Origin of the sequence: Nonomuraea soli, from assembly GCF_013761175.1 — a bacterium.
In the GTDB taxonomy this organism is placed as follows: Bacteria; Actinomycetota; Actinomycetes; order Streptosporangiales; family Streptosporangiaceae; genus Nonomuraea; species Nonomuraea soli.
This window is the reverse complement of the sequence record NZ_JACDUR010000001.1, coordinates 520,525-541,790: the sequence shown is the minus strand read 5'-3', so window position 1 is coordinate 541,790 and position 21,266 is coordinate 520,525. Positions and strand designations below refer to the sequence as shown.

Below are 21,266 nucleotides of genomic sequence, written 5' to 3'. Positions count from 1 at the left end.
CTTGCGGCCTAGAGGGGGTTGAGCTCGGGCGGAGCCGAGGTCGCCCCCTCGCGGGCCGGGAGCCACAACACGAAGGTGCTCCCGGCGCCGAGCCTGGAGAAGACCCGCACCCGCCCCCCGTGCGACTCCACGATCTGCCGCACGATGGCCAGGCCGAGCCCGGTGTGCCGGTCACGGCGGCTGGCCTCGCCGCGCCAGAACCTGTCGAAGACCCGCGGCTGGTCGGCGTCGGAGATGCCGGGCCCCGCGTCCCTGACCGCGACCCAGAGCCACGACTGCCCGCGTCCCGCGACGACCTCGACGACGCCGCCGCCCGGCGAGAGCCGTACGGCGTTGGACAGCAGGTTGGCCACGGCGCGGCGCAGCGCGTCGTGGTCACCCGACATGACCAGGCCGGAGGCGAGCAGCCGGCGGATCGTGACCGCGCGCCCGGCGGCGACGGCGGCGAACTCCTCGGCCGCCTCGTCGGCCACGCGGGCCAGGTCCAGGTCGGCGTCGGCGAAGGCGGTGCCCTGCCGGCGCGCGGTGGCCAGCAGGTCCTCGACCAGGCGGGTCATGCGGGTGGTGGCCCGGTCGACGATGGCGACGGCTCGTTCGCGCTCCTCCTCGGTCGCCTCGGGCGAGGCCAGCACGGCATCGACGTTGGCGCGGATGATCGACAGCGGGCTGCGCAGCTCGTGCGAGGCGTCGTCGATGAGCTGGCGCTGGGCGGTGAAGGCCGATTCGAGGCGGTCGAGCATGGTGTCGACGGTGTCGGCCAGGTCGCGCAGCTCGTCGCGCGGACCGTCGAGGGCGATGCGCCGCGTCAGGTCCGTCGCCTGGATCTCGGCGGCGGCGCGGGTGATGGCCGCGATCGGCCTCAGCACCCTGCCCGACAGGATCCAGCCGATCGCCAGGCTCGCCAGGAACAGTCCGCCGAGCATGCCCAGGCTGTAGTCGCGCAGCGAGGACAGCGTGCTGACCCGCACGGCGTTGTCGACCTCGGTGAGGCGGACGACCTGCTGCTTGTCGATCACCTGGCCGGAGCGGTTGACGATCTTGGCGTATTCGGCGGAGTACGGCCGGGCGTCGGTGATGTTGGAGACCGCCAGGTAGATACCGCCGAGGATGAGCGCGGCCAGGCCGAAGACGAGCGTGGAGTAGAGCACCGTGAGCCGGAACCGGACCGTGTGGATCATGCGGGCTCCTTCAGCCGGTAGCCGCGGCTGATCACGGTCTCGATCAGCCCCTCGGTCTGCAGTTTGCGCCGCAGGTTGCCGACCGTCACCCGCACGGTGTGGGTGAACGGGTCGGTGTGCTCGTCCCACACGTGCTCCAGCAGTTCCTCGGAGGAGACGACGTGCCCCGGGCGGGTCATCAGGTAGTGCAGCACCCCGTACTCCTTGGGCGTCAGCGCCAGCGACCGGCCGCCCAGCGAGACCTCCATGCGCGCGGTGTCGAGACGCAGCTCGCCCACCTCCAGCACCGAGGTCCCGCCGGTGTCGCGGCGCAGCAGGGCCCGGACGCGGGCCAGCAGCTCGGGGAAGGCGAACGGCTTGACCAGGTAGTCGTCCGCGCCCTCGTCCAGGCCCCTGACCCGGTCGTCCAGGCGGTCGCGGGCGGTGACCATGATGATCCGCACGCCGCTGCCGCCCGCGCGGGCCGTACGGCACAGCTGGAAACCGTCGCCGCCCGGCAGGTTGAGGTCGAGCAGGACCAGGTCGTAGGAGTTGACCTCGAGTTTCTCGTGCGCCGTCGGGGCGTCGAAGGCGACGTCCACGGCGTATCCGGCGCGGACCAGGCCGACACGCAGCGCGTCGACGAGGTCCTCCTCGTCCTCCACCACCAGCAAGCGCATATTTCCTAGTTTCTGATGATTCTCTCGGCGATGGGCGCCGCCCGGTCGATGGGAATCGCGAAGCCGATCCCGATGTTCCCGCCGCCCCTGCCGGTCGCGATCGCGGTGTTGACGCCGACGACCTCGCCCCTGGCGTTGACGAGCGGGCCGCCCGAGTTGCCCGGGTTGATCGAGGCGTCGGTCTGCACGGCCGTCCGCCTGGCGCCGCCGAGCCGTACCTCACGGTCGAGGGCGCTGACGATGCCGCCGGTGACCGTGCCCGACAGGCCCAGGGGCGAGCCGATGGCCAGCACCTGCTCGCCCACCCGCAGGTCCGACGAGCGGCCCAGGACGGCCGGCGTGAGTCCCGCGGTGTCGGCCAGTTCCAGGACGGCCAGGTCCTCGCCCTCGTCGACGCCCAGGACGCTCGCGGCGCGCCTGCTGCCGTCCTCCAGGATCACCGTCACCCGGCTCTCGCCGCTCACCACGTGGGCGTTGGTCAGCACGTGCCCGGCGGCGTCGATCACGAAGCCGGAGCCGCCGCCCCTGCCGACGGTGACCGACACGACGCTGGGCAGGACCCGCGCGGCGGTGACGCTGAGCCCTTGCGCGCTCTGCGACGGCAGCGGCGCGGCCCTGGGCAGGGCCTGGACCGGCGCCTGCCCGCGAGGGGTGGCCAGGTACGCTCCCCCGGCGCCCGCGAGCCCGCCCGTGAGGCCGCCCGCCAGGGCCGCCACGAGCACGGTGCCCACGAGGCGCGAGGGCGCGCGACGCGCACCTACCGCAGGGAGCCGGCCAGCGGGGACGGGCTGCGGGCCGAGCTCACCGGGCACGAACTCGGGCCCACGCGGCTCCCCGATCCCGCGCGGCCCCGCCCCACCGGTCTGCACACCGCTCTGCCCACCGCTTGGCACGATCACAGGCCCGGTCATGGGAGCCTCGAGAACCACAGCATGGAGCCCGCCGCCGCCAGCGCCGCCAGCACCAGTCCCGCGGCGACGAACCACATCCAGATCTCCTGCCGCTCCGTCCGATACCCGACCGAGCTGCCGATGTCGTCGTAGACCGCCTGCAGCTCACCACCACTGGCCGCCTCGTAGAACCCGCCACCGGCGGTCTCGGCCAGCGTCCGCAGCGCCGGGCCGTCCACCGGCACCGGGATCTCCCGTCCCTGGACCTCGATCACCCCTTCCTGCGTGCCGTACGCGATCGTCGTCACCGGCACCCCGCGCGAGGCCGCCGCCTGGGCGGCGTCGGTCACGGTCCTGCCCGAGGTGTTGGCGCCGTCGGACAGCAGCACGATGTGCGCGGGAACCGGCTCGTCCTGCGTGTCGACCTGCTCGATCGCCTGCAGCGACTGGAAGACCGCCTCGCCGATCGCCGTCCCCGACGCGGTCGTCAGCCGCTCCAGCGCGTCGAGCACCGGCCCCCGGTCGGTCGTGGGCGGCACCGCCACGGAGGCCTGTCCCGAGAAGGACACCAGTCCCAGGTTGAAACGTTCCGGCAGCCCTTCGACGAACTGCCTGGCCGCCTCCCGCGCCACCGTGAAGCGGTCGGGGGCGACGTCGGTCGCGTCCATGGAGGCGGACACGTCGAACGCCACCATGATCGTCGCCCGCTCCCTGGGCACCTGGACCTCCGCCGTGGGCCGGGCGAAGCCGACGACCATGACGACGAACATGCCCAGGAGCGCCGCGGCGGGCAGGTGCCGCCGCCAGCCCGGCCGCCTGGGCGCCACCTTGTCGAGCAGGTCCAGGTTGCTGAAGCGCACCGCGTAGGCGCTGCGCCGCAGCGACATGACGACGTAGGTGACCGCGATGAGGGCCACGGGCACGAGCAGCAGTAGCCACACCGGCGACAACAACGTCATGCCACGTCACCCCCGCCCGGCGGTCCCTGGCCGGGTACGGCTGCCGCACCCGGCGGTCTCTGGGCGGGTACGGCTGCCGCCCTGGCGAGGCGGCGGTGGCGCATCACGTGCTGGACGAGGTCGCGCACCCAGTCTCGGTCGGTGCGCAGCCGCAGGTGCGAGGCACCGGCGCCGCGCAGCGCCGACGCGATGGCCTCCCGCTGCCCGGCGGCGGCCTCGGCGTAGCGTCGCCGCAGCCGTCCGCTGGCGGTGGAGACCTCCCTGCGCCGCCCTGTCTCGGGGTCGACCAGCGTCAGCAGTCCGACGTCGGGCAGCGTCAGCTCCCTCGGGTCGACGACCTCGACGGCCAGCACCTGGTGGCGCACGGCCAGCCGCCGAAGCGCCCGCTCCCAGCCCTCGGGCGGGTCGAGGAAGTCGGAGACGACGACCACGACGCCCCGCCGTACGAGCGTGCGTGACAGCCGCTCCAGCGCGGCGCCGAGCCCCGGCACCGACGAGCCCTGCCTGGGCAGCGAGAAGACCCGCTGCAGCAGCGCCATCAGATGGGCACGACCGGTCCTGGCGGGCACGACCGACAGCGAGGAGTGCAGCAGGTGCGCGCCGATCCGGTTGCCGAGCCGCTGGGTCAGAAACCCGATGGAGGCGACCGCCGCCAGCGCCAGGTCGCGCTTCTCCATCCGGGCGGTCCCGAAGTCCATGCTGGCGGTGGCGTCGAGCAGGACCCAGATCTCCAGCTCGCGGTCGGCGATCGGGTCACGCACGTACGGCTCGGCCGAGCGCGCGGTGACGTTCCAGTCCATGCGCCGCACGTCGTCGCCCGCCACGTAGGCGCGGGCCTCGCCCGGCTCGCTCCCCGGTCCGGGCAGCAGCCCCAGATGCTCGCCCTGCAGCAGCCCGTCGAGCCGCCGGGTGACGACCAGTTCCAGCCTGCGCAGCGCGGGCTCGGCGGCCAGGTAGGACCTCATGCGACCTCCTGCTGGGGCGCGATGACCGGCAGCGGCACGGCGGCGAGCACCCGGTCGACGATCTCCCTCGGGGAGACGGCGTCGGCCAGGGCGTCGAAGGTGAGCACGAGCCGGTGGGCCATCACGTCGTGGGCCAGGTCCCGCACGTCGTCGGGCAGGACGTATTCGCGCCCGCGCAGCAGCGCCAGCGCCCGGGCCGCGGCGAGCAGGCCGAGCGTGGCCCTCGGCGAGGCGCCGAAGGCGAGCAGCCGGTCGAGGTCGCGCACGCCGTACCTGGACGGCTCGCGGGTGGCGTACACCAGGCGCACGGCGTACTCCGCGATGGCGTGGTGCACGAAGACGCGGTCGGCCGCCCGCTGCAGCTCGACGACCGTGGCAGGGTCGAGCACGCGTGCGGCCACCGGCCGGTCGACGCTCATCCGATAGACGATCGCCAGCTCCTCCGACTCGCTGGGATAGCCCACCTCGACCTTCATCAGGAAACGGTCGCGCTGCGCCTCGGGCAGGTGGTAGACGCCCTCCGACTCGATCGGATTCTGCGTGGCCAGCACCAGGAACGGGTCGGGCACCCGGTGGGTGACCCCGCCGATACTGACCTGGCGCTCGGCCATGATCTCCAGGAGCGCCGACTGCACCTTGGCGGGCGCCCTGTTGATCTCGTCGGCGAGCACGAGGTTGGCCATGACCGGGCCGAGCTCGATGTCGAAGCTCTCGGTCGAGGGCCGGTAGATGCGGGTGCCCACGATGTCGGCGGGCACCAGGTCGGGGGTGAACTGGATGCGGTGGAACGACCCGCCGACGACCCGGGCCACCGTCTCGGCGGCGAGGGTCTTGGCGATGCCGGGGACCCCTTCGAGCAGGCAGTGGCCGCGCGCGAGGACGGCCACCAGCAGCCGCTCCACCAGGTGGTCCTGGCCGACGATGACCCGCTTGACCTCGAACAGGGCCTTCTCGAGGGTCCGCGCGTCCGTCATGGCTGCTCCGGGCAGTCGTCCACGACGATCACCAGGTCATAGGGCTCGTACGGCTCGGCCACGGCGCTGCCGGTGGCGGCGACGGCCGTCCCGGCGAACACGAGCAGCGCTGCGGCGCTCTTCCAGATGCGTGCCATGAAATCCCTTCCTCGGGTTTCACGACATGTCATCAAGCGACCGCGAAAACAGGCGTAACGCCGTCCTTTATGCGATTTTTCGGTGTACGGGCGCAGGGTCCGGACATGATGTCACCCTTCCATCGCTACCTCGCCGAGGAAGTCGCCCTCGATCACGTCGAAGGGCTCATCCCGCGCCGCGAAGCGCTGCGAAGGCTGGGCCTGCTCGGGCTCGGCCTGCCCGCGGCCACGGCGCTGCTGGCGGCCTGCGGCGCGCCGGAGCAGAGCGCCACGACCACGGCCGCCCCGACCAGCCCTGCCGCCACCCCGGCCACCACCCCGGCGACGGCCGCGCCGAGCCCCACCGGCTCCCCCGCGGGGCCGAGCCCGCTGCCCACCGAGGCGATCACCTTCGCCGGGCCCGAGGGCAGCACGCTGCGCGGCGCCTGGGCCGAGGCGGCCGAGGCCAAGGGGGCCGTCCTGGTCATCCACGAGAACCGCGGCCTGAACGACCACACCCGCTCGGTGGCCGGACGGCTGGCCGCGGCGGGCTACTCGGCGCTCGCCCTCGACCTGCTCTCCCGCGACGGCGGCACCGAGGCCTTCCCCGACACCGCGCAGGCCACCGCCAAGCTGGGCGAGATCCGGCCCGAGCAGTTCGTGGCCGACATGAAGGCGGCGCTCGGCGAGATCGCCGGCCGGGCCGAGGGGGCCAAGCTCGGCATGATCGGCTTCTGCTTCGGCGGAGGCATGACGTGGTTGCTGCTGGCGAGCGACGAACCGCGCCTGGCCGCCGCAGCGCCCTTCTACGGTCCGCTGCCGGGCGGCGCCGACCTCACCGGCACCCAGGCGGCCGTGCTGGGCGTCTACGCCGAGCAGGACGACCGGGTCAACGCCACCCGCGACGCGGCGCGCGCGGCGCTGGAGAAGGCGGGACTCACGCACGAGATCGTCACCTTCGCGGGGGCGGGGCACGCGTTCTTCAACGACACGGGCCAGCGCTACAACCCCCAGGCCGCGGCCGAGGCCTGGGAGAAGGTGACGGCCTGGTTCGAGACCCACCTGGCGTAAGCCCGCCCACCCAAGCGCCCCACCACCGCGCCCCGGCAGCAGGCAGTGCCGCGGTGAGCGCCACCGTGCTCAAGCGCCGCCGCTGCGCCGTACGCCCGCTGCGCCGTACGTCCGGAAACGGAAACGGCCCCCAAGGAGGGGGCCGTTCGCGAGTGCTGCGGTCAGTCGTTGAGGTGCTGGCGCAGGTAGGGCTCGACCTGGTCGAGCGCGATGCGCTGCTGCCCCATCGAGTCGCGTTCCCGCACCGTCACCGCGTGGTCCTCGAGGGTGTCGAAGTCGACGGTGATGCAGAACGGCGTGCCGATCTCGTCCTGGCGGCGGTAGCGGCGCCCGATGGCGCCGGCGTCGTCGAACTCGACGTTCCAGCGCTTGCGCAGCTGCGCGGCCAGGTCGCGGGCCTTGGGCGACAGGTCGGTGTTGCGGCTGAGCGGCAGCACCGCCACCTTGACCGGGGCGAGGCGGTGGTCGAGGCGCATCACGGTGCGCTTCTCCATGACGCCCTTGGAGTTGGGCGCCTCGTCCTCGGTGTAGGCGTCGAGCAGGAAGGTCAGGGTGGCGCGGTCGACTCCGGCCGCGGGCTCGATGACGAACGGCACGAAGCGCTCGCCCGACTCCTGCTCGAAGAACGACAGGTCGACGCCGGAGGCCTTGCCGTGGGCGGTGAGGTCGAAGTCGGTGCGGTTGGCGATGCCCTCGAGCTCACCCCACTCGGAACCGGTGAAGTTGAAGCGGTACTCGATGTCGACGGTGCGCTTGGAGTAGTGGGACAGCTTCTCCTGCGGGTGTTCGTACTGGCGCAGGTTGTCCTTGTTGATGCCCAGGTCGGAGTACCAGCGGAAGCGCTCGTCGATCCAGTACTGGTGCCACTCCTCGTCGGTGCCGGGCTTGACGAAGAACTCCATCTCCATCTGCTCGAACTCGCGGGTGCGGAAGATGAAGTTGCCCGGCGTGATCTCGTTGCGGAAGGACTTGCCGATCTGGCCGATGCCGAAGGGCACCTTCTTGCGCGCCGACTGCTGCACGTTGAGGTAGTTGATGAAGATGCCCTGGGCGGTCTCGGGGCGCAGGTAGGCCAGGCCGGACTCGTCCTCGACGGCGCCGAGGTAGGTCTTCAGCAGGCCGCTGAACTGCCTGGGCTCGGTGAAGGCGCCCTTGTTGCCGCAGTTGGGGCAGGTGATGTCGGCCAGGCCGTTCTCGGGCGCCTTGCCGTTCTTCTCCTCGTAGGCCTCGACGAGGTGGTCGGCGCGGTAGCGCTTGTGGCAGGACTGGCACTCGGTCAGCGGGTCGGTGAAGGTCTCGACGTGGCCGCTGGCCTGCCAGACCTCGCGGGCCAGGATGACGCAGGAGTCGAGGCCGACGACGTCGTCGCGGCCCTGCACCATCGAGCGCCACCATTCGCGCTTGACGTTGTTCTTGAGCTCGACCCCGAGCGGACCGTAGTCCCACGACGCCCGCAGGCCTCCGTAGATCTCGCTCGACGGGTAAACGAGCCCGCGGCGTTTGGCGAGGCTGACGATGGTGTCCATGACGTCGGTCCGGCGTGCCATTGGTTGAGTCTCTTTCCGGCTGGAGGTCGGAGGATGAATGAAACCCAAGCTTAGGGGACGCCCCCGCGGCCTCGCGCGCGACTATTCGTCTTGCCCGGGTACGTAGACATCCTCGTAGGCGCTTGGCTCGTTCAACATCAAGATCATCAAGGGATACATGGCCATACGGGCGGCGGACAGGGCACGGCGGTAGAAGCCCGCGCCCTCCCATTCACTCACCAGGGCCCACAGGTTCGGCTCGTCGACCGAGCGGGCCAGCCGGGCCCTGAGATAGCCCGGCTGGGCGGCGAGGGTGTCGATGATGTGCTGTCCCTGCTTCATGAAGTCCTGGGACTGCGCTTCTGGAACGGTGTAGCGAATCACGGCGAGCACAGGTCCAGGATGTCAGACGATCTCCTCCTCGGGCTCAGAACTGGGCCACGGTAAGGATCACCTGATAGTGGGAGGAGGCGGTCGAGCCGAAGCGCCGGTCGTTGACGACGGCGCCGTAGCCGGCCCCGCTGGCCCAGTTGAGGCGCATCACCGGCGGGCGGGAGCCGAAGTCGATGCTGCCGATCATCTCGGTGAACGCGCTGCTGCCGCCGATGCGCACCCAGTTGTTGGCGGAGAAGGTGACCTTGTCGCCGTTGACCTGGTACCTGCCGCGCAGGGGGTAGAGGTCGGTGCGCACGTTGGTGGTGGTGAAGGCGAAGGTGCCGTTGTCGTAGAAGTACCAGGCCGCCGCGGCGACCCTGCTCATCGCCGAGCCGCGCCAGGCCTGCTGCCCGGCGAGCTGGTCGAAGCGCACGATCTGCTGGGTGCGCAGGCGCACGGTGGAGGCGGTGTTCGCGGAGGCCTGCGCGGGGGCGGCGGTCAGCACGAGGGCGACGGAGGCGAGTGCGAGGACGAGCTTGCGGATCATGGGTTCCCTCCCTGGTCGACGGGGTTCGACTGCCTTCGACGCTAGGGAGGGCGAACCTGGTGGACCATGAAGTTCGGCTGACAGCTCCCTCACAGGAACATCCGCGACTTATCGTGAGCGCATGGCCGAGGAGTCCTTCGCGCACCTGTTACGGCGGTTGCGGGTCAGCGTCGGGCTCACCCAGGAGGAGCTGGCCCACCGTTCCACGGTCAGCGCCCGTTCGATCAGCGATCTGGAACGTGCCATCTACCGTACGGCGCGCAAGGAGACCACCCGGCTGCTGGCCGACGCGCTGGAGTTGTCGGGCCCGGCGCGCGCGCAGTTCGAGGCCACCGCGCGCGGACGCGCCGCCGATCCGGCCCTGTCGGCCGTGTTGTCGCTGCCCGCGCCGCTCACCTCGCTCGTCGGCCGCGAGGCGGAGATCGCCGCGATCTGCGAGCTGGTGGAGCGCCAGGACGTGCGGCTGCTGACGCTCACGGGCCTGGGCGGGGTCGGCAAGACCCGGCTGTGCCTGGCGGCCGCCCAGCGGCTGTCGCCCGCCTTCCCCGAGGGTGTCTTCTTCGCCGACCTGACGGCGGCCGGCACCCCCGAACTGGCGCTCGCCGCCGTCGCGCAGGCGGCGGGCGTGCGCGACGACGGCGCGGGGCCGCTGGCCCGCACCCTGGTCGAGCACCTGCGCGGGCGGCAGTGCCTGCTGGTCGCCGACAACTTCGAGCACCTGGCGGACCGGGCCGCCGAGATCCTCGGCGGGTTGCTGGCGGAGTGTCCCGGGCTGACGTGCCTGGTCACCAGCCGCCGCACGCTGCGCCTGCGCGGCGGGCACGAGGTGGCGGTCCGCCCGCTGCGCACGCCCGACCCCTCCTCCAGTACGGCGGAGCTGGCCGCCAACCCCGCGGTGGCGCTCTTCTCCCAGTGCGTGCGCGCCCACTGGCCGGACTGGCGCCTGGAGGACTCCTCTCCCGCGGTCGTGGCGCGGATCTGCGCCAGGCTGGAGGGGCTCCCGCTGGCGCTGGAGCTGGCGGCGGCCAGGATGAAGGTGCTGACGTCCGAGGAGCTGCTGCGCCGCCTGACCGGCCGGCTGGCGCTGCTCAGCCCGGGCTCCGACCGCCAGGGCGGGCTGCGCGCCACCCTCGACTGGAGTCACGGCCTGCTCGACGAGGGAGCGCGGGCGCTGCTCGCCAGGCTGTCGGTGTTCGCGGGCGGCTGGACCCTGGAGTCGGTGGAGGAGATCTGCGGCTGCGAGCTCGACGACCTGGCCACGCTGGTCGACAACAGCCTGGTCCACCGCTCCGGCACCAGGTTCGTGCTGCTGGAGACGGTGCGGGAGTACGCCGCCGAGCTCCTGGGCGCGGCCGAGAGCGCCGAGATGGGGCTGCGTCACCTCGACTGGTTCGCCGATCTGGCCGAGCGGGGCGACAGGGAGCTGATCGGGGCCGGGCAGCGGCACTGGCTGGCCCTGCTCGTCGACGAGCAGGACAACCTGCGCAGGGCGATCGCGCACGCGCTGGAGCTCGGCGACGCGACCCGCGCCCAGCGCATCACCGGCGCGCTCTGGCGGTTCTGGGAGATGCACGGGCGCCTGGCGGAGGGGCGCAGGTGGCTGGAGCTGGCGCTCGACCTGCCGGGCGACAGCCCGCCGGTGGTGCGCGGGCTGGCGTTCAAGGCCGCGGGCAACCTGGCCAGGGATCAGGGCGACAGGGCCTCGGCGCGGGAGTCGCACGGCAGGGCGCTGGAGATGTTCGAGGCGGCCGGTTTCGCGCCGGGGGTGGCGACCGCGTTCAACAACCTGGCCAACATCCTGCTCGACGAGGGCGACCACGAGGCCGCCGCCGAGCACTTCGAGCGCGGCCTGGAGCGGTTCCTCGCGCTGGGCGACCGGTGGAACACGGCGTTGCTGCGGGTCAACCTGGCGCTGGCGCTGCGCAAGACCACCGCGACGCTGGGCAGGGCGGCGTCGCTGGCGCGCGAGAGCATCGAGGAGTTCCGCGGCCTGGGCGACGAGCGGGGCGAGGCGCGGGCGGTCGAGGCGCTGGCCAGGATCCTCGACCACGGCGGCGACCATCGGGGCGGGGCCGAGCTGCACGTGCGGGCGGTGGCGTTGCGGCACGCGGTGGGCGACAGGGGCGGGCTGGCCCGCTCGATGGAGGGGCTGGCCCACGCGCTGTCGGGCCTCGGCGAGGCCGAGCTGCCGGCCTGGCTGCTCGGCCACGCCGCGGCCATCAGGACCGCCACGGGAGACTGCCGCAACGCCGACGACGAGTTCGAGTGGCAGGACACCGTCCGGGGCTTACGCGAGCGGCTGGGCGACGTCTACGACGCCCAGTGGGCGGCAGGACGGGCCGCCACCACCGAGGAGGCCCTGGGCCGCTGCACCGCGTGAAGGCGTCCCACGGTCCGGGCGCGCCTCAGACGATCGTGCCGAGGCGGGCGATCGCGGCCGTCTCGGCCTCGTGGATCGCCAGCAGGCGCGCGCCCAGGTCGGCGAAGTCCGCGCGCGCGGGCTCGGCGTCGAGGCGGGCGCGCAGCTCCCACAACTCGGCCGCCTCCGCCTGCCCGGCCTCGCCCTCCTCCGCCACCGCCTGGCGGATGGCCGCCGTCAGCTCGCGCGCCCTGCCGTACACCTCGGCGGGCACGGCCGCCTCCGCCAGGCCGTGCCACATGCCGTGGATCCGGGTGAACTCCGCCGCGAGCTCGGTGAGGCGTTCCTCGCCCAGCAGCCCGGCCGCCTGCGACAGCCCGTCGGCGAACAGGTCGCGCAGGTTGCCGCCGTCGATGCCGACCGGCTCGACGCCCTCCCAGATCGACAGCAGCGCCCCGGCCAGCCCCCGCCCGTCGGCGAAGACCCTCGGCCAGCCCTTGGCGTGCTTGGCGTCGGTCATGGTGCGCGCCCACTTGCGCCACGCGGGCAGCGAGAAGGAATCGGACTTCTGCGTCAGGTGCAGGTGGCAGTCACGCAGCCCCTCCCGTACGGCTGACGCCAGGTCGGGCTTGGCCTCGCCGATCACCCACAGGGCGTTCTTGTAGGAGGAGACCCGGCCGCGTGCTTCCTGCATCCGCTCCTCGGGGACGAGGATCGGCACCCGCCCCCGGTCGTCGACCTTGAGGGCGCCGCCTGCCCTGCCGTACACGATGACCGGGTGACCGCCGTGCCCGTCGAGGAAGCCGGGCAGCCGCCAGTAGCCGATCCGCTGCTGGTCGGGCACCACGACGCAGGGCCGCCCCGCGTCGAGTTCCTGGGCCAGGCGCCTGGCCGCGCCCTTGGCCCCGCCCGTCTGCTCGGTGTCGTAGGAGACGTTGAGCCGCTCCAGCGTGCGGTCGAGCCAGCGGTCGTGGTACTGCCAGGTGTTGCGGAAGCCGAGGGTGAGCACGGCGGCGTCGTGATGCTTGAACTCCCACAGGATGTAGCCCGCGCCGATGCCGCCTCCGGCGAGGAAGACGAGCGGCTCGGCGACGCCGGTGAGCCGGGCGACGACCGAGGTGTAGGGGTGGCGGCCGCCCTGGAAGGTCCAGGCGCCGTCGCGGGGAACCTCGTCGCCGCCGACGAGGTGGCGGCGGGCGGCGGTGTAGCTCTCGCCCGTCTTGGCCATGCGGGCGCGGATGCGCGCCTTGAGCTGCTTCTTGTCTGTCACACCTGATCCGTTTCGCGGCGTCGCGGAGCCGCGGTCCACGCCCGCCTGGCTCCGTCCGCCTGAACGGTCAGGCCGGTCGAAGGCTCATCCCGAGGCTCGCAGGTCCCCTTTGCCGCCGTGGTGCCGCGGCCGGCGTGGACGGCCGCCTGAGGCGGTTCGGCGCGGGTGTCGCCGTATCCGCCATGCTACCGCCGACCGGCGCTAGCATCGGGCTGTGGCCGCACAGAAACGTTCTCTTCCTCCGGGCGAGCAGTTCTTCACCCCCGGCGCGACCGGTCTGCGCAAGAAGGTCGAGCAGCGCAGCGCCACCCCCATGGCCTACCTGTTCACCCAGGTGCCCCGGTGGATCGTGCCGGTCGCCATGGTCGCGCTGCTGCTGGCCGGCTTCGCCGTGCAGAGCTGGCTCGGCGGGGTGGCGGTGCTGCCGGTGATCGCCTTCGTCGGGCTGCTGGCCTACCTGTCGTGGCCGTCGCTGACGACGGGCGGCAAACTGCTGCGGGTGGTGATGCTCACCTTCCTGGTGCTGGTCGCCGCCACCCGCTTCGGGCTGATCAGCTTCTGAGCGAGAGCTGGAACTCACTGGATCGGCGGTGGAGGCGGAAGCCGAGCCTGTTGTTCACCGCGAGCATGTGCGTGTTGTCGTCGGCGTTGTCGGTCTCGACCTCGGCGATGCCGGGGCGCTCCGCGCGCAGCCACCCGACCATCTCGGCCTTGAGCCACAGCCCGACCCCGTGCCCGCGGTGCGCGGGCACGACCACGGTGTCGTACTGCAGGGCGCGGCGGGTCTCGCCCGAGCGGATGACGATCTCGGTGAAGCCGGCCAGCTCCCCGCCGCGCCGTGCCGCCACCGTCAGCAGCGTGTCGCCGCGGTCGGCCAGCACCTTCGCCATCGAGCGCACGCGGTCGGCGTCCCAGCGCTGCACGCCGTAGTCCATCTTGCCGGTCGGCATGTCGTTCATGGCGTTCTTGGCCGCCGCGAAGGCCTCGGCGAGCTCGTCCGGGACGGTGCCCTGCCACATGACGGCCTCGTAGCCCTCGGGCGCGGCCACGTCGAGGTCGGCTCCGGTCACGTCGAGCAGCAGGTTGCTGAAGGTCAGCACCCGGTCGAAGCCGCGCGCCGCGCAGAACTCCGCGCCGGGACCCGGGTCGGCGGCCACCCCGATCATGCTGCGGCGCCGCTCGCCGTCGGCGGCGGAGACGGCCGCCTCCAGCAGCAGCGAGCCCGCGCCCTCACGCCGCCGTTCCGGCCGCACGCGCACCTCGAGCTCGCACAGGTGCGCCTGCCCTTCGGCGTCGAACAGGCGCAGGGCCGCCACCCCGGCCGCGTCGCCGCCGGGCGTCAGCGCCAGCCACGCCGCCCGGCGGCTGTTCAGCCCGGGGGTGGTCAGCTGGGCGTGCACCTGCTCCGGGGTCGGCAGGGGCTCGCCGGGCAGGTCGTGCGCCGCTGTGGCGGCCACGACCTCGTGCCAGGCGGGGATCAGCTCGGGTGTCAACGGGACGATGCGGTACATGCCGCTTCACCCTAGGGGCATTCAGGGCAGCAGCGTGTAGGCGGGGAAGTTGCCCGGCAGCCGCTCCCCTGGCGCGCCCTCGGTGACGGAGCGGACCAGGAGCTCGCCGCCGACGAACGCGCCGCGCCACGAGGCGCCCAGGCCGCCGAACAGCTCCTCGCGGTCGCCCCTGGAGCGGGGCCGGTTGTGGCCGACCTTGAAGGCGCGCACCTCGGGCGCGAGGCGTTCGAAGGTCGCCTGCGAGGTGCACGACAGGGTGGCGACCAGGGCGCCGTTGCTGGCGTTCATCGCGGCCAGCAGCTCGGCCTCGGTGTCGACCAGGACGATCGTGTCGACCGGGCCGAAGGGTTCGGCGTGGAACAGGGGTGAGGAGCGGGGCGGGTCGAGCAGGGCGGTGGGCGGGAGGTAGGCCGACATATCCTGCCCCGGGAGGAAGTGCCCGTCGTCGAGCGACGCCCTGAACAACGGCACCCCTCCCCCGGCGATCGCCGCGTCGACCTGGTCGGCCAGCTCCTTGGCCTTGGAGGCGTTGATCAGCGGGCCGAAGGTCAGCTCGGGCAGCGGGTCGGCGTCATCGTGCACGGCGAGCGGATGGCCGAAGCTCAGCGCCCGCACCGCCGCCCCGTAGGCCTCCAGGAACTCGTGGAACAGCCCCCGCTGCACCACGAAGCGCGGGTAGGCGGTGCAGCGCTGCTTGCCGTACTCGAAGGAGGCCCGGATCTGGCCGGACAGCGTGTCCCAGTCGGCGTACTCCCACACGCCCCAGCAGTTGAGCCCTTCCTGCTCCAGCACGTGCCTGCGGTCCGACAGCGAGGCCGCCACCTGCGTGCCCGCCGTACGGCCGCCGACGAACGAGACGCAGCCCAGTTCGCGCCCGGCGACCAGCACCGGCGACAACTCGGAGCCGGACCCGCTGACCAGGGTGAAGGGCAGGCCCTCGTGGACGGCCAGCGCGGTGGCCAGCGTGAGGCAGGCTAGGCCGCCGTCGGTGGGGGTCTTGGCGATGACCGCGTTGCCGGCCAGCGCCTGGACGAGCATGGCGTGCATGAGCACGCTCATCGGATAGTTCCAGCTGGCGATGTTGCTCACCGGCCCGTGCAGCGGCGCGCGGCCGGCGAGCATCGGGTCGATCTCGTCCAGATACCAGAGCACTCCGTCGAGGCACCGGTCCACGTCGGCGCAGGCGCTCTTCCACGGCTTGCCGATCTCCCACATGAGCAGCAGCGCGAGCAGGTCGCGATGGGCGCGCATGGCCCCGACGGCCGCGCCTACCCTGGCTTTGCGCTCGTCGAGAGGCACGTGCCGCCACTGGCCGTGCTGCTCGGCCGCGGCGGCGACGGCCCGCGCGGCGGTGGAGCGGTCGAGGCGGGGAGGCCCGGCGATGGCGGTGCCGTCGACCGGGGAGAAGGCGGGCGCCGGGCGGCCGTCGCGCTGCCAGAATCCGCCCCAGTGGTTGAGGACTCGGTCGTCGTGGAAGGCTTCCGGCGCGATCGCGCGGCAGCGCTCGTAGGCGTCCTGCCAGCCGTACCCTGGCTTGATGTTCATCAGTCCGACCAATCGACGGTGACGAGTTCCGGCAGCGGCTCGAATTCCCTGATCGCGTCGAGCGAGGCGCCCATGGCCGCGTTGGCCTCGCGCTCGACCATCACCTCCACCAGCACCGGCAGCCCTTCGCGGTGGGCCGTGGCCGACGCCCACGACAACGCGCCGGCGATGTCACCCGGCAGGTCCACGCGGCGGGCCGGGCAGCCGAAGGCCTCCATCGCCTTGACATGGTCGATCCCGCCCTCTCCATAGTGCAGGTCCACGGCGTAGTTCATGTCGTAGGGGATCTCCGCCTGGCGGATCAGGCCCAGGTACTCGTTGTTGATCATCACGATGACGAACGGGATGCGGTACTGCGCGGCGACCGCGACCTCCTCCATGAGGAACTGGAAGGAGTAGTCGCCGACCACGACCACCACCTCGCGCTCGGGATGGGCGCACTTGACGCCCATCGCCGCGGGGATCTCCCAGCCGAGCGGTCCCGCCTGGCCGCACACCAGGTAGCGGCGGGGCAGGAAGGTGGTCTGGAACTGGCCGGACCAGATCTGGTAGAGCCCGATGGCGGTGACGAAGGTGGTGTCGCGCCCGAAGAACTCGTTGATCTCCCTGAACACCCTGGGCGGCTTGATCGGCACCTCGTCGAAGTCGTCGCGGCGCAGCAGGGTGCGCCGGTATTCGCCGATCTTCCGCACCCACTTCTCGCGGTCGCCGGGCACGGCGTGCTTGCGCAGCTCGGCCAGGACCGGGCGGGCGTGGCCGACGACGCCCAGGTCGGGCTCGAAGACGCGGCCGATCTGGGTGGGCTCGATGTCGACGTGGATGAACGTCCTGCCGCGCCGGTAGACGTCCAGATCGCCGGTGTGCCGGTCGCCGAAGCGGGCGCCGACGGCCAGCACCAGGTCGCTGTCGAGGAAGGCGGCGTTGCCCCAGCGGGTCTGCGTCTGGATCCCCGCCATGCCCGCGAACAGCTCGTGGTCCTCCGGGAAGGCGCCCTTGCCCATGAGCGTCACCTGGACGGGCACCCGCAGCGCCTCGGCCAGCTCGCGTAACTCCTGCGCGGCGTCGGCGATGATCACGCCGCCGCCCGCGAGGATCAGCGGCCTGCGGGCCTGCTGCACCATCTCGGCCGCCCGCCTGATCGCCGAGGCCAGCGGCCTGGGCTCCTCGACGGGCAGCGGCGCGTCCAGCTCCGGGTCGTACAGGCAGGTGCCGCGCTGCACGTCGATCGGCAGGTCGATGAGGACGGGCCCCGGCCGTCCGCTCCTGGCGACGCGGAACGCCTCGCGGAAGATCCACGGCGCCTGCCCCGGCTCCTTGAGCTGCACCGCCCACTTGGTGACCGGCTTGGCGATCTCCACGATGTCGACCGCCTGGAAGGCCTCCTGGTGCAGCTTGCCGGAGGCGGCCTGGCCGGTGACGCAGATCATCGGGATCGAGTCGGCCATCGCGGTGTACAGCCCGGTGATCATGTTGGTGCCGGCCGGTCCGCTGGTGCCGATGGTCACCCCGACGTTGCCGGTGGCCCTGGCCCAGCCGTCGGCGGCATGCGTGCCGCCCTCCTCGTGGCGGACGGTGATGTGCTTGATCGAGCTGTGCTGGAGCGCCGCGTACAGCGGCAGGATCGCCGCCCCCGGGATGCCGAAGACGGTGTCGACCCCCTCCGACTCCAGCACCCTCACGACGGCTTCCATGCAGGGAATACGGTTCATGAGTTGAGCCTCTCGATGACCTTGAGCAGGGCGGAGTGGTCCAGCGCCCCGTGTCCCTGGGCGCGGGCGGCGGCCACCAGCTGGGCGACCTGGCCGGTCAGCGGGAGCGCGAGGCCCGCCTCGCGGGCGGCGGCCAGCGCGATGCCCATGTCCTTGTGGTGCAGGTCGATGCGGAAGCCGGGGGCGAACTCCCGCGCCACCATGCTGCGGCGCTTCAGCTCCAGGATCCGTGAGCCCGCCAGGCCGCCGGCGAGCACGTCGAGGCCCTTGCCGGGGTCGACGCCCGAGGCTTCGAGGAGCACGATCGCCTCGGCGACCAGGCCGTAGATCCCGCCCACCACGAGCTGGTTGGCGGCCTTGACCGTCTGCCCGGCGCCCGAGGGGCCGACGTGCACGATGGTCTTGCCCACCGCCTTCAGCAGGGGCAGCGCCCGCTCGAAGTCCTGCGGGTCGCCGCCGACCATGATCGACAGGGTGGCGTCGATCGCGCCCTTCTCGCCGCCGCTGACGGGCGCGTCGAGCGATCGGATCCCCTGGCCCGCGATCCAGCGGGAGGTGTCGGGGCGGATCGTGCTCATGTCGATGTAGAGCAGGTCGGGGCCGCCGTGGTCGACGATCGTCGGCGCCACCTGCTCGACCTGGGGCGAGTCGGGCAGCATCGTGATCACCGTGTCGGCGCCCTTGACCGCCTCCGCCACGCTCCGTGCCGCGTGGCCGCCCCGGTCGACCAGCTGGTCGACGCGGTCCTGCGTGACGTCGTACCCGGTGACGTCGTATCCGGCCCTGACGAGGTTGGCGGCCATCGGGCTGCCCATGATCCCGAGGCCGATGAAGGCGATGCTCATCGTGTCCTCCAGCTGAACGGGTCGGGAGAGGTGTCCTTGTACTCCAGGCCGACGTGGCCGTCGTAGCCCTCCAGGGCGCGGAGGATCTGCTGGTACGGCATGCGCCCGCTGAACGGCTGCCCGCGTCCCGGATCGTCGGCGATCTGCACGTGCCCGATGCGCCCGGCGTGCCGCTCCAGCACGGCGAGCACGTCCTCGCCCATGCGGTGCAGGTGGTAGAGGTCGGCCAGGAAGGCGATGTTCCGCCGCCCGGCCGCGTCGATCACCGCGAAGGCCTGGGCGGAGGAGGTGATCGGGTAGCGGGGGTTCTCGTGGGAGTTGAGCGCCTCCACGACGACCGTCGCCCCGATCCCGGAGGCCGCGTCGGCCGCCGCCGCGAGGTTCTCCCGCGCGAGCTCGGGGTCGGCGCCCGGCCCGTTGCCGTACAGGGCGTTGAGCACCCGGCAGCCGAGCCGCTCCGCCCAGCCGACCGCCACGTCGATGTTGGCCGTGAACCGTTTGGAGCTCGCCGGGTCCGACAGCAGTCCGCGCTCGCCCGCGGCCATGTCGCCGGCGTCGAAGTTGAGTCCCACCAGACGCACGCCGGCGTCCTCGATGGCCCGCTGCAGGGCGTCGAGCTCGCGGTCGGGCGGCTCGGGACCGTCGAAGGGCCACCACAGCTCCACGGCGTCGAACCCGGCCGCCGCGGCGGCGCGCGGGCGTTCCAGGAGCGGCAGGTGGGTCAGGAGGATGGAGAGGTTGACGTCGAACTTCGGGCCTGTCATCGGGCCGCCGCCGAGAGGACCGAGCGCATCAGCCTGGCCGTCTCCGACGGGGTGCCGCCGACCCGGACGCCGACGGCCTCCAGCGCCTCCTTCTTGGCCTGGGCCGTACCGGAGGAGCCCGAGACGATGGCCCCCGCGTGCCCCATGGTCTTGCCCTCGGGGGCGGTGAAGCCGGCGACGTAGGCCACGACGGGCTTGGTGACGTGGGAGGAGATGTAGGCGGCGGCGCGTTCCTCGGCGTCGCCGCCGATCTCGCCGATCATGACGATGGCGTCGGTGCCCGGGTCGTCCTGGAAGGCCTGGAGGCAGTCGATGTGGCTGGTGCCGACCACGGGGTCGCCGCCGATGCCGACGGCGGTGGAGAAGCCCAGGTCGCGCAGCTCGTACATGAGCTGGTAGGTCAGCGTGCCGGACTTGGAGACCAGGCCGATGCGCCCGGCGGTGGTGATGTCGGCGGGGATGATGCCGGCCGACGACTGGCCGGGTGAGATGAGCCCGGGGCAGTTCGGCCCGATGATGCGCGTGCCCGAGGCGGTGGCCAGGGCGCGGAAGCGGATGGTGTCCTGCACGGGTACGCCCTCGGTGATGACGACGCACAGCGGGATGGCGCCGGCCACGGCCTCGGCGACCGCGGCGTGCACGTGGCGCGGCGGCACGAAGACCACGCTGACGTCGGCTCCGGTCTCGGCGACGGCGTCGGCGACCGAGGAGTGGACGGGGACGGTGCGCTCGCCGAAGTCGACGACCTGGCCGCCCTTGCCGGGGGTGACGCCGGCGACCACGTCGGTCCCCGCGGCCAGCATGCGGGCGGTGTGCCTGGCGCCCTCCGAGCCGGTCATGCCCTGGACGAGGACGCGGCTGTCCTTGGTGAGGAAGATGGCCATCACGAGCCTCCAGACAGAGAGGCCGCCAGGGAGGCGGCGCCGTCCATGGTGGGGACCTGCCGTACGGCGGGGTGCCGGGCGTCGCTGAGGATGCGCCGTCCCACCTCGGCGTTGTTGCCGTCGAGCCGGACCACGATGGGCCTGGTGACCTCGCCCAGCGAGTGGAGCGCCGTGACGATGCCGGTGGCGACGGCGTCGCAGGTGGTGATGCCGCCGAAGACGTTGACGAGCACCGAGCGCACGTCGGGGTCGGACAGGATGATCTCCAGGCCGTCGGCCATGATGCGGGCCGAGGCGCCGCCGCCGATGTCGAGGAAGTTGGCGGGCGCCGCTCCGGCCAGGGCGACGACGTCGAGGGTGGACATGACCAGCCCGGCGCCGTTGCCGATGACGCCGACCGAGCCTTCCAGCTTGACGTAGTTGAGGCCGCGCGAGCGGGCCCGGTCCTCCAGGGAGGAGGCCGGTTCCGGCTGCGGCCACGAGTGCCGGAAGGCGGCGTTGTCGTCGAGGCTCACCTTGCCGTCGAGCGCGACGACGCGCCCGTCGGCGGTCGAGATCAGCGGGTTCACCTCCACCAGCAGGGCATCCTCCGCGACCATGACCTCCCATAAGCGGTCGAGCACCTCGCCGGCGGCCTCGGGCAGCCCGGCCGCCGCGGCCAGCACGGCGCCGTCCACTCCCGCCTCCGGGTCGACGGGCACCCTGATCAGGGCGCCGGGGTCGCTCACGGCCAGTTCCTCGATCTCCATACCGCCCTGGGCGGATAGCATGGCCAGGAATCCGCCCGAGGCCCGGTCCACGAGGAAGGCGGCGTAGTGCTCCTCGAAGGGCACGGTCGCCTCCTCGACCAGGACGGCACGGGCGATGTGGCCCTTGATGTCCATGCCGAGGACACGTTCCGCCTCGTCGGCGGCCCCGGCCGGGCCCGCGGCGGTCCTGATGCCGCCCGCCTTGCCGCGTCCACCGGTCTTCACCTGGGCTTTGATCACAACGGGTACGTTCAGCGATGCGGCGATCTCCTGCGCCTGCGTGGCGGTGACGGCCACGCCGCCGGCGGGGACGGGGATGCCGTGCCGCCGGAAGAGTTCCTTCGCCTGGTACTCGAACAGGTCCATTCGA

At 72.4% G+C, this 21,266-nt stretch carries 21 protein-coding genes; 3 read left to right on the top strand and 18 right to left on the bottom strand.

All coding sequences use genetic code 11. The features are described from left to right. Positions 1-8: 8 nt before the first annotated feature. From HNR30_RS02600 to HNR30_RS02570, 7 genes are all read right to left on the bottom strand, one after another. Positions 9-1,178, bottom strand: a complete 1,170-nt coding sequence (locus HNR30_RS02600; protein ID WP_181608005.1) for a sensor histidine kinase — start codon at positions 1,176-1,178, stop codon at positions 9-11. Next, entirely contained in the window at positions 1,175-1,837 is a 663-nt protein-coding gene (locus HNR30_RS02595; protein WP_181608004.1) for a response regulator transcription factor, read from the bottom strand. Before HNR30_RS02595 ends, HNR30_RS02600 begins: the two co-directional genes overlap by 4 nt. Positions 1,838-1,842: 5 nt before the next feature. After that, complete coding sequence (locus HNR30_RS02590; RefSeq protein WP_220133146.1) at positions 1,843-2,568, bottom strand: S1C family serine protease; 726 nt, start codon at positions 2,566-2,568, stop codon at positions 1,843-1,845. A gap of 176 nt (positions 2,569-2,744) precedes the next feature. Continuing rightward, positions 2,745-3,686 carry a VWA domain-containing protein gene (locus HNR30_RS02585; protein WP_181608002.1) on the bottom strand — a complete coding sequence of 314 codons (942 nt, stop codon included), beginning with the start codon at positions 3,684-3,686 and terminating at the stop codon, positions 2,745-2,747. Next, on the bottom strand, positions 3,683-4,651 hold the full coding sequence (locus HNR30_RS02580; RefSeq protein WP_181608001.1) for a DUF58 domain-containing protein: 969 nt from the start codon (positions 4,649-4,651) through the stop codon (positions 3,683-3,685). The genes HNR30_RS02585 and HNR30_RS02580 overlap by 4 nt, the downstream gene beginning before the upstream one ends. Then, positions 4,648-5,625, bottom strand: a complete 978-nt coding sequence (locus tag HNR30_RS02575; protein ID WP_181608000.1) for an AAA family ATPase — start codon at positions 5,623-5,625, stop codon at positions 4,648-4,650. Before HNR30_RS02575 ends, HNR30_RS02580 begins: the two co-directional genes overlap by 4 nt. Further along, entirely contained in the window at positions 5,622-5,762 is a 141-nt protein-coding gene (locus tag HNR30_RS02570) for a hypothetical protein (protein WP_181607999.1), read from the bottom strand. Before HNR30_RS02570 ends, HNR30_RS02575 begins: the two co-directional genes overlap by 4 nt. A 105-nt stretch (positions 5,763-5,867) precedes the next feature. Here HNR30_RS02570 and HNR30_RS02565 point away from each other — a divergent pair, with 105 nt between their 5' ends. Continuing rightward, entirely contained in the window at positions 5,868-6,812 is a 945-nt protein-coding gene (locus HNR30_RS02565) for a dienelactone hydrolase family protein (RefSeq protein ID WP_220133145.1), read from the top strand. 161 nt (positions 6,813-6,973) lie between these two features. Here the strand turns inward: HNR30_RS02565 and HNR30_RS02560 are convergent, their stop codons facing one another. From HNR30_RS02560 to HNR30_RS02550, 3 genes are all read right to left on the bottom strand, one after another. After that, the gene (locus HNR30_RS02560; RefSeq protein ID WP_181607998.1) at positions 6,974-8,359 is read right to left on the bottom strand and encodes a glycine--tRNA ligase; all 1,386 of its coding nucleotides are present in this window, start codon (positions 8,357-8,359) and stop codon (positions 6,974-6,976) included. An 81-nt stretch (positions 8,360-8,440) separates the two neighbouring features. Further along, positions 8,441-8,731, bottom strand: a complete 291-nt coding sequence (locus HNR30_RS02555) for an antibiotic biosynthesis monooxygenase family protein (protein WP_181607997.1) — start codon at positions 8,729-8,731, stop codon at positions 8,441-8,443. Between the two features lie 34 nt (positions 8,732-8,765). Further along, on the bottom strand, positions 8,766-9,260 hold the full coding sequence (locus HNR30_RS02550; protein WP_181607996.1) for a hypothetical protein: 495 nt from the start codon (positions 9,258-9,260) through the stop codon (positions 8,766-8,768). 121 nt (positions 9,261-9,381) lie between these two features. Between HNR30_RS02550 and HNR30_RS02545 the strand changes: the two genes are divergently transcribed. Then, positions 9,382-11,640, top strand: coding sequence for an ATP-binding protein (locus tag HNR30_RS02545; protein ID WP_181607995.1), 2,259 nt, complete (start codon positions 9,382-9,384; stop codon positions 11,638-11,640). A gap of 25 nt (positions 11,641-11,665) precedes the next feature. Here the strand turns inward: HNR30_RS02545 and HNR30_RS02540 are convergent, their stop codons facing one another. After that, a complete protein-coding gene (locus tag HNR30_RS02540) occupies positions 11,666-12,889 on the bottom strand; it encodes a BtrH N-terminal domain-containing protein (protein ID WP_181607994.1) in 1,224 nt (407 codons plus the stop codon). Between the two features lie 214 nt (positions 12,890-13,103). On the opposite strand from HNR30_RS02540, the gene HNR30_RS02535 reads away from it, so the two are divergent. Beyond that, on the top strand, positions 13,104-13,451 hold the full coding sequence (locus tag HNR30_RS02535) for a DUF6703 family protein (RefSeq protein WP_181607993.1): 348 nt from the start codon (positions 13,104-13,106) through the stop codon (positions 13,449-13,451). Here the strand turns inward: HNR30_RS02535 and HNR30_RS02530 are convergent. From HNR30_RS02530 to sucC, 7 genes are read right to left on the bottom strand one after another with little or no spacing between them, the layout of a single operon-like run. After that, positions 13,441-14,400 carry a GNAT family N-acetyltransferase gene (locus tag HNR30_RS02530; RefSeq protein ID WP_181607992.1) on the bottom strand — a complete coding sequence of 320 codons (960 nt, stop codon included), beginning with the start codon at positions 14,398-14,400 and terminating at the stop codon, positions 13,441-13,443. The two genes, HNR30_RS02535 and HNR30_RS02530, sit on opposite strands and share 11 nt — an antisense overlap. Positions 14,401-14,421: 21 nt before the next feature. Continuing rightward, entirely contained in the window at positions 14,422-15,945 is a 1,524-nt protein-coding gene (locus HNR30_RS02525; protein WP_220133144.1) for an aldehyde dehydrogenase family protein, read from the bottom strand. Then, a complete protein-coding gene (gene gcl, locus HNR30_RS02520; RefSeq protein ID WP_181607990.1) occupies positions 15,945-17,654 on the bottom strand; it encodes a glyoxylate carboligase in 1,710 nt (569 codons plus the stop codon). Before gcl ends, HNR30_RS02525 begins: the two co-directional genes overlap by 1 nt. Beyond that, positions 17,651-18,499 carry a 2-hydroxy-3-oxopropionate reductase gene (locus HNR30_RS02515; RefSeq protein ID WP_181607989.1) on the bottom strand — a complete coding sequence of 283 codons (849 nt, stop codon included), beginning with the start codon at positions 18,497-18,499 and terminating at the stop codon, positions 17,651-17,653. Before HNR30_RS02515 ends, gcl begins: the two co-directional genes overlap by 4 nt. Beyond that, positions 18,496-19,263: a hydroxypyruvate isomerase family protein gene (locus HNR30_RS02510; protein WP_181607988.1), complete on the bottom strand. Its 768-nt coding sequence runs from the start codon at positions 19,261-19,263 to the stop codon at positions 18,496-18,498. The genes HNR30_RS02515 and HNR30_RS02510 overlap by 4 nt, the downstream gene beginning before the upstream one ends. Next, complete coding sequence (gene sucD / locus HNR30_RS02505) at positions 19,260-20,147, bottom strand: succinate--CoA ligase subunit alpha (RefSeq protein ID WP_181607987.1); 888 nt, start codon at positions 20,145-20,147, stop codon at positions 19,260-19,262. Before sucD ends, HNR30_RS02510 begins: the two co-directional genes overlap by 4 nt. After that, a complete protein-coding gene (gene sucC, locus HNR30_RS02500; protein WP_181607986.1) occupies positions 20,147-21,262 on the bottom strand; it encodes an ADP-forming succinate--CoA ligase subunit beta in 1,116 nt (371 codons plus the stop codon). The genes sucD and sucC overlap by 1 nt, the downstream gene beginning before the upstream one ends. Positions 21,263-21,266 lie beyond the last annotated feature (4 nt).

Excerpts from the sequence above, each read along its gene's own strand:
- HNR30_RS02600 (WP_181608005.1), bottom strand. The coding sequence starts at position 1,178 with ATGATCCACACGGTCCGGTTCCGGCTCACGGTGCTCTACTCCACGCTC.
- HNR30_RS02595 (WP_181608004.1), bottom strand. The coding sequence starts at position 1,837 with ATGCGCTTGCTGGTGGTGGAGGACGAGGAGGACCTCGTCGACGCGCTG.
- HNR30_RS02585 (WP_181608002.1), bottom strand. The coding sequence starts at position 3,686 with ATGACGTTGTTGTCGCCGGTGTGGCTACTGCTGCTCGTGCCCGTGGCC.
- HNR30_RS02580 (WP_181608001.1), bottom strand. The coding sequence starts at position 4,651 with ATGAGGTCCTACCTGGCCGCCGAGCCCGCGCTGCGCAGGCTGGAACTG.
- HNR30_RS02575 (WP_181608000.1), bottom strand. The coding sequence starts at position 5,625 with ATGACGGACGCGCGGACCCTCGAGAAGGCCCTGTTCGAGGTCAAGCGG.
- HNR30_RS02570 (WP_181607999.1), bottom strand. The coding sequence starts at position 5,762 with ATGGCACGCATCTGGAAGAGCGCCGCAGCGCTGCTCGTGTTCGCCGGG.
- HNR30_RS02565 (WP_220133145.1), top strand. The coding sequence starts at position 5,868 with ATGATGTCACCCTTCCATCGCTACCTCGCCGAGGAAGTCGCCCTCGAT.
- HNR30_RS02560 (WP_181607998.1), bottom strand. The coding sequence starts at position 8,359 with ATGGCACGCCGGACCGACGTCATGGACACCATCGTCAGCCTCGCCAAA.
- HNR30_RS02550 (WP_181607996.1), bottom strand. The coding sequence starts at position 9,260 with ATGATCCGCAAGCTCGTCCTCGCACTCGCCTCCGTCGCCCTCGTGCTG.
- HNR30_RS02545 (WP_181607995.1), top strand. The coding sequence starts at position 9,382 with ATGGCCGAGGAGTCCTTCGCGCACCTGTTACGGCGGTTGCGGGTCAGC.
- HNR30_RS02530 (WP_181607992.1), bottom strand. The coding sequence starts at position 14,400 with ATGTACCGCATCGTCCCGTTGACACCCGAGCTGATCCCCGCCTGGCAC.
- HNR30_RS02525 (WP_220133144.1), bottom strand. The coding sequence starts at position 15,945 with ATGAACATCAAGCCAGGGTACGGCTGGCAGGACGCCTACGAGCGCTGC.
- gcl (WP_181607990.1), bottom strand. The coding sequence starts at position 17,654 with ATGAACCGTATTCCCTGCATGGAAGCCGTCGTGAGGGTGCTGGAGTCG.
- HNR30_RS02515 (WP_181607989.1), bottom strand. The coding sequence starts at position 18,499 with ATGAGCATCGCCTTCATCGGCCTCGGGATCATGGGCAGCCCGATGGCC.
- HNR30_RS02510 (WP_181607988.1), bottom strand. The coding sequence starts at position 19,263 with ATGACAGGCCCGAAGTTCGACGTCAACCTCTCCATCCTCCTGACCCAC.
- sucD (WP_181607987.1), bottom strand. The coding sequence starts at position 20,147 with ATGGCCATCTTCCTCACCAAGGACAGCCGCGTCCTCGTCCAGGGCATG.
- sucC (WP_181607986.1), bottom strand. The coding sequence starts at position 21,262 with ATGGACCTGTTCGAGTACCAGGCGAAGGAACTCTTCCGGCGGCACGGC.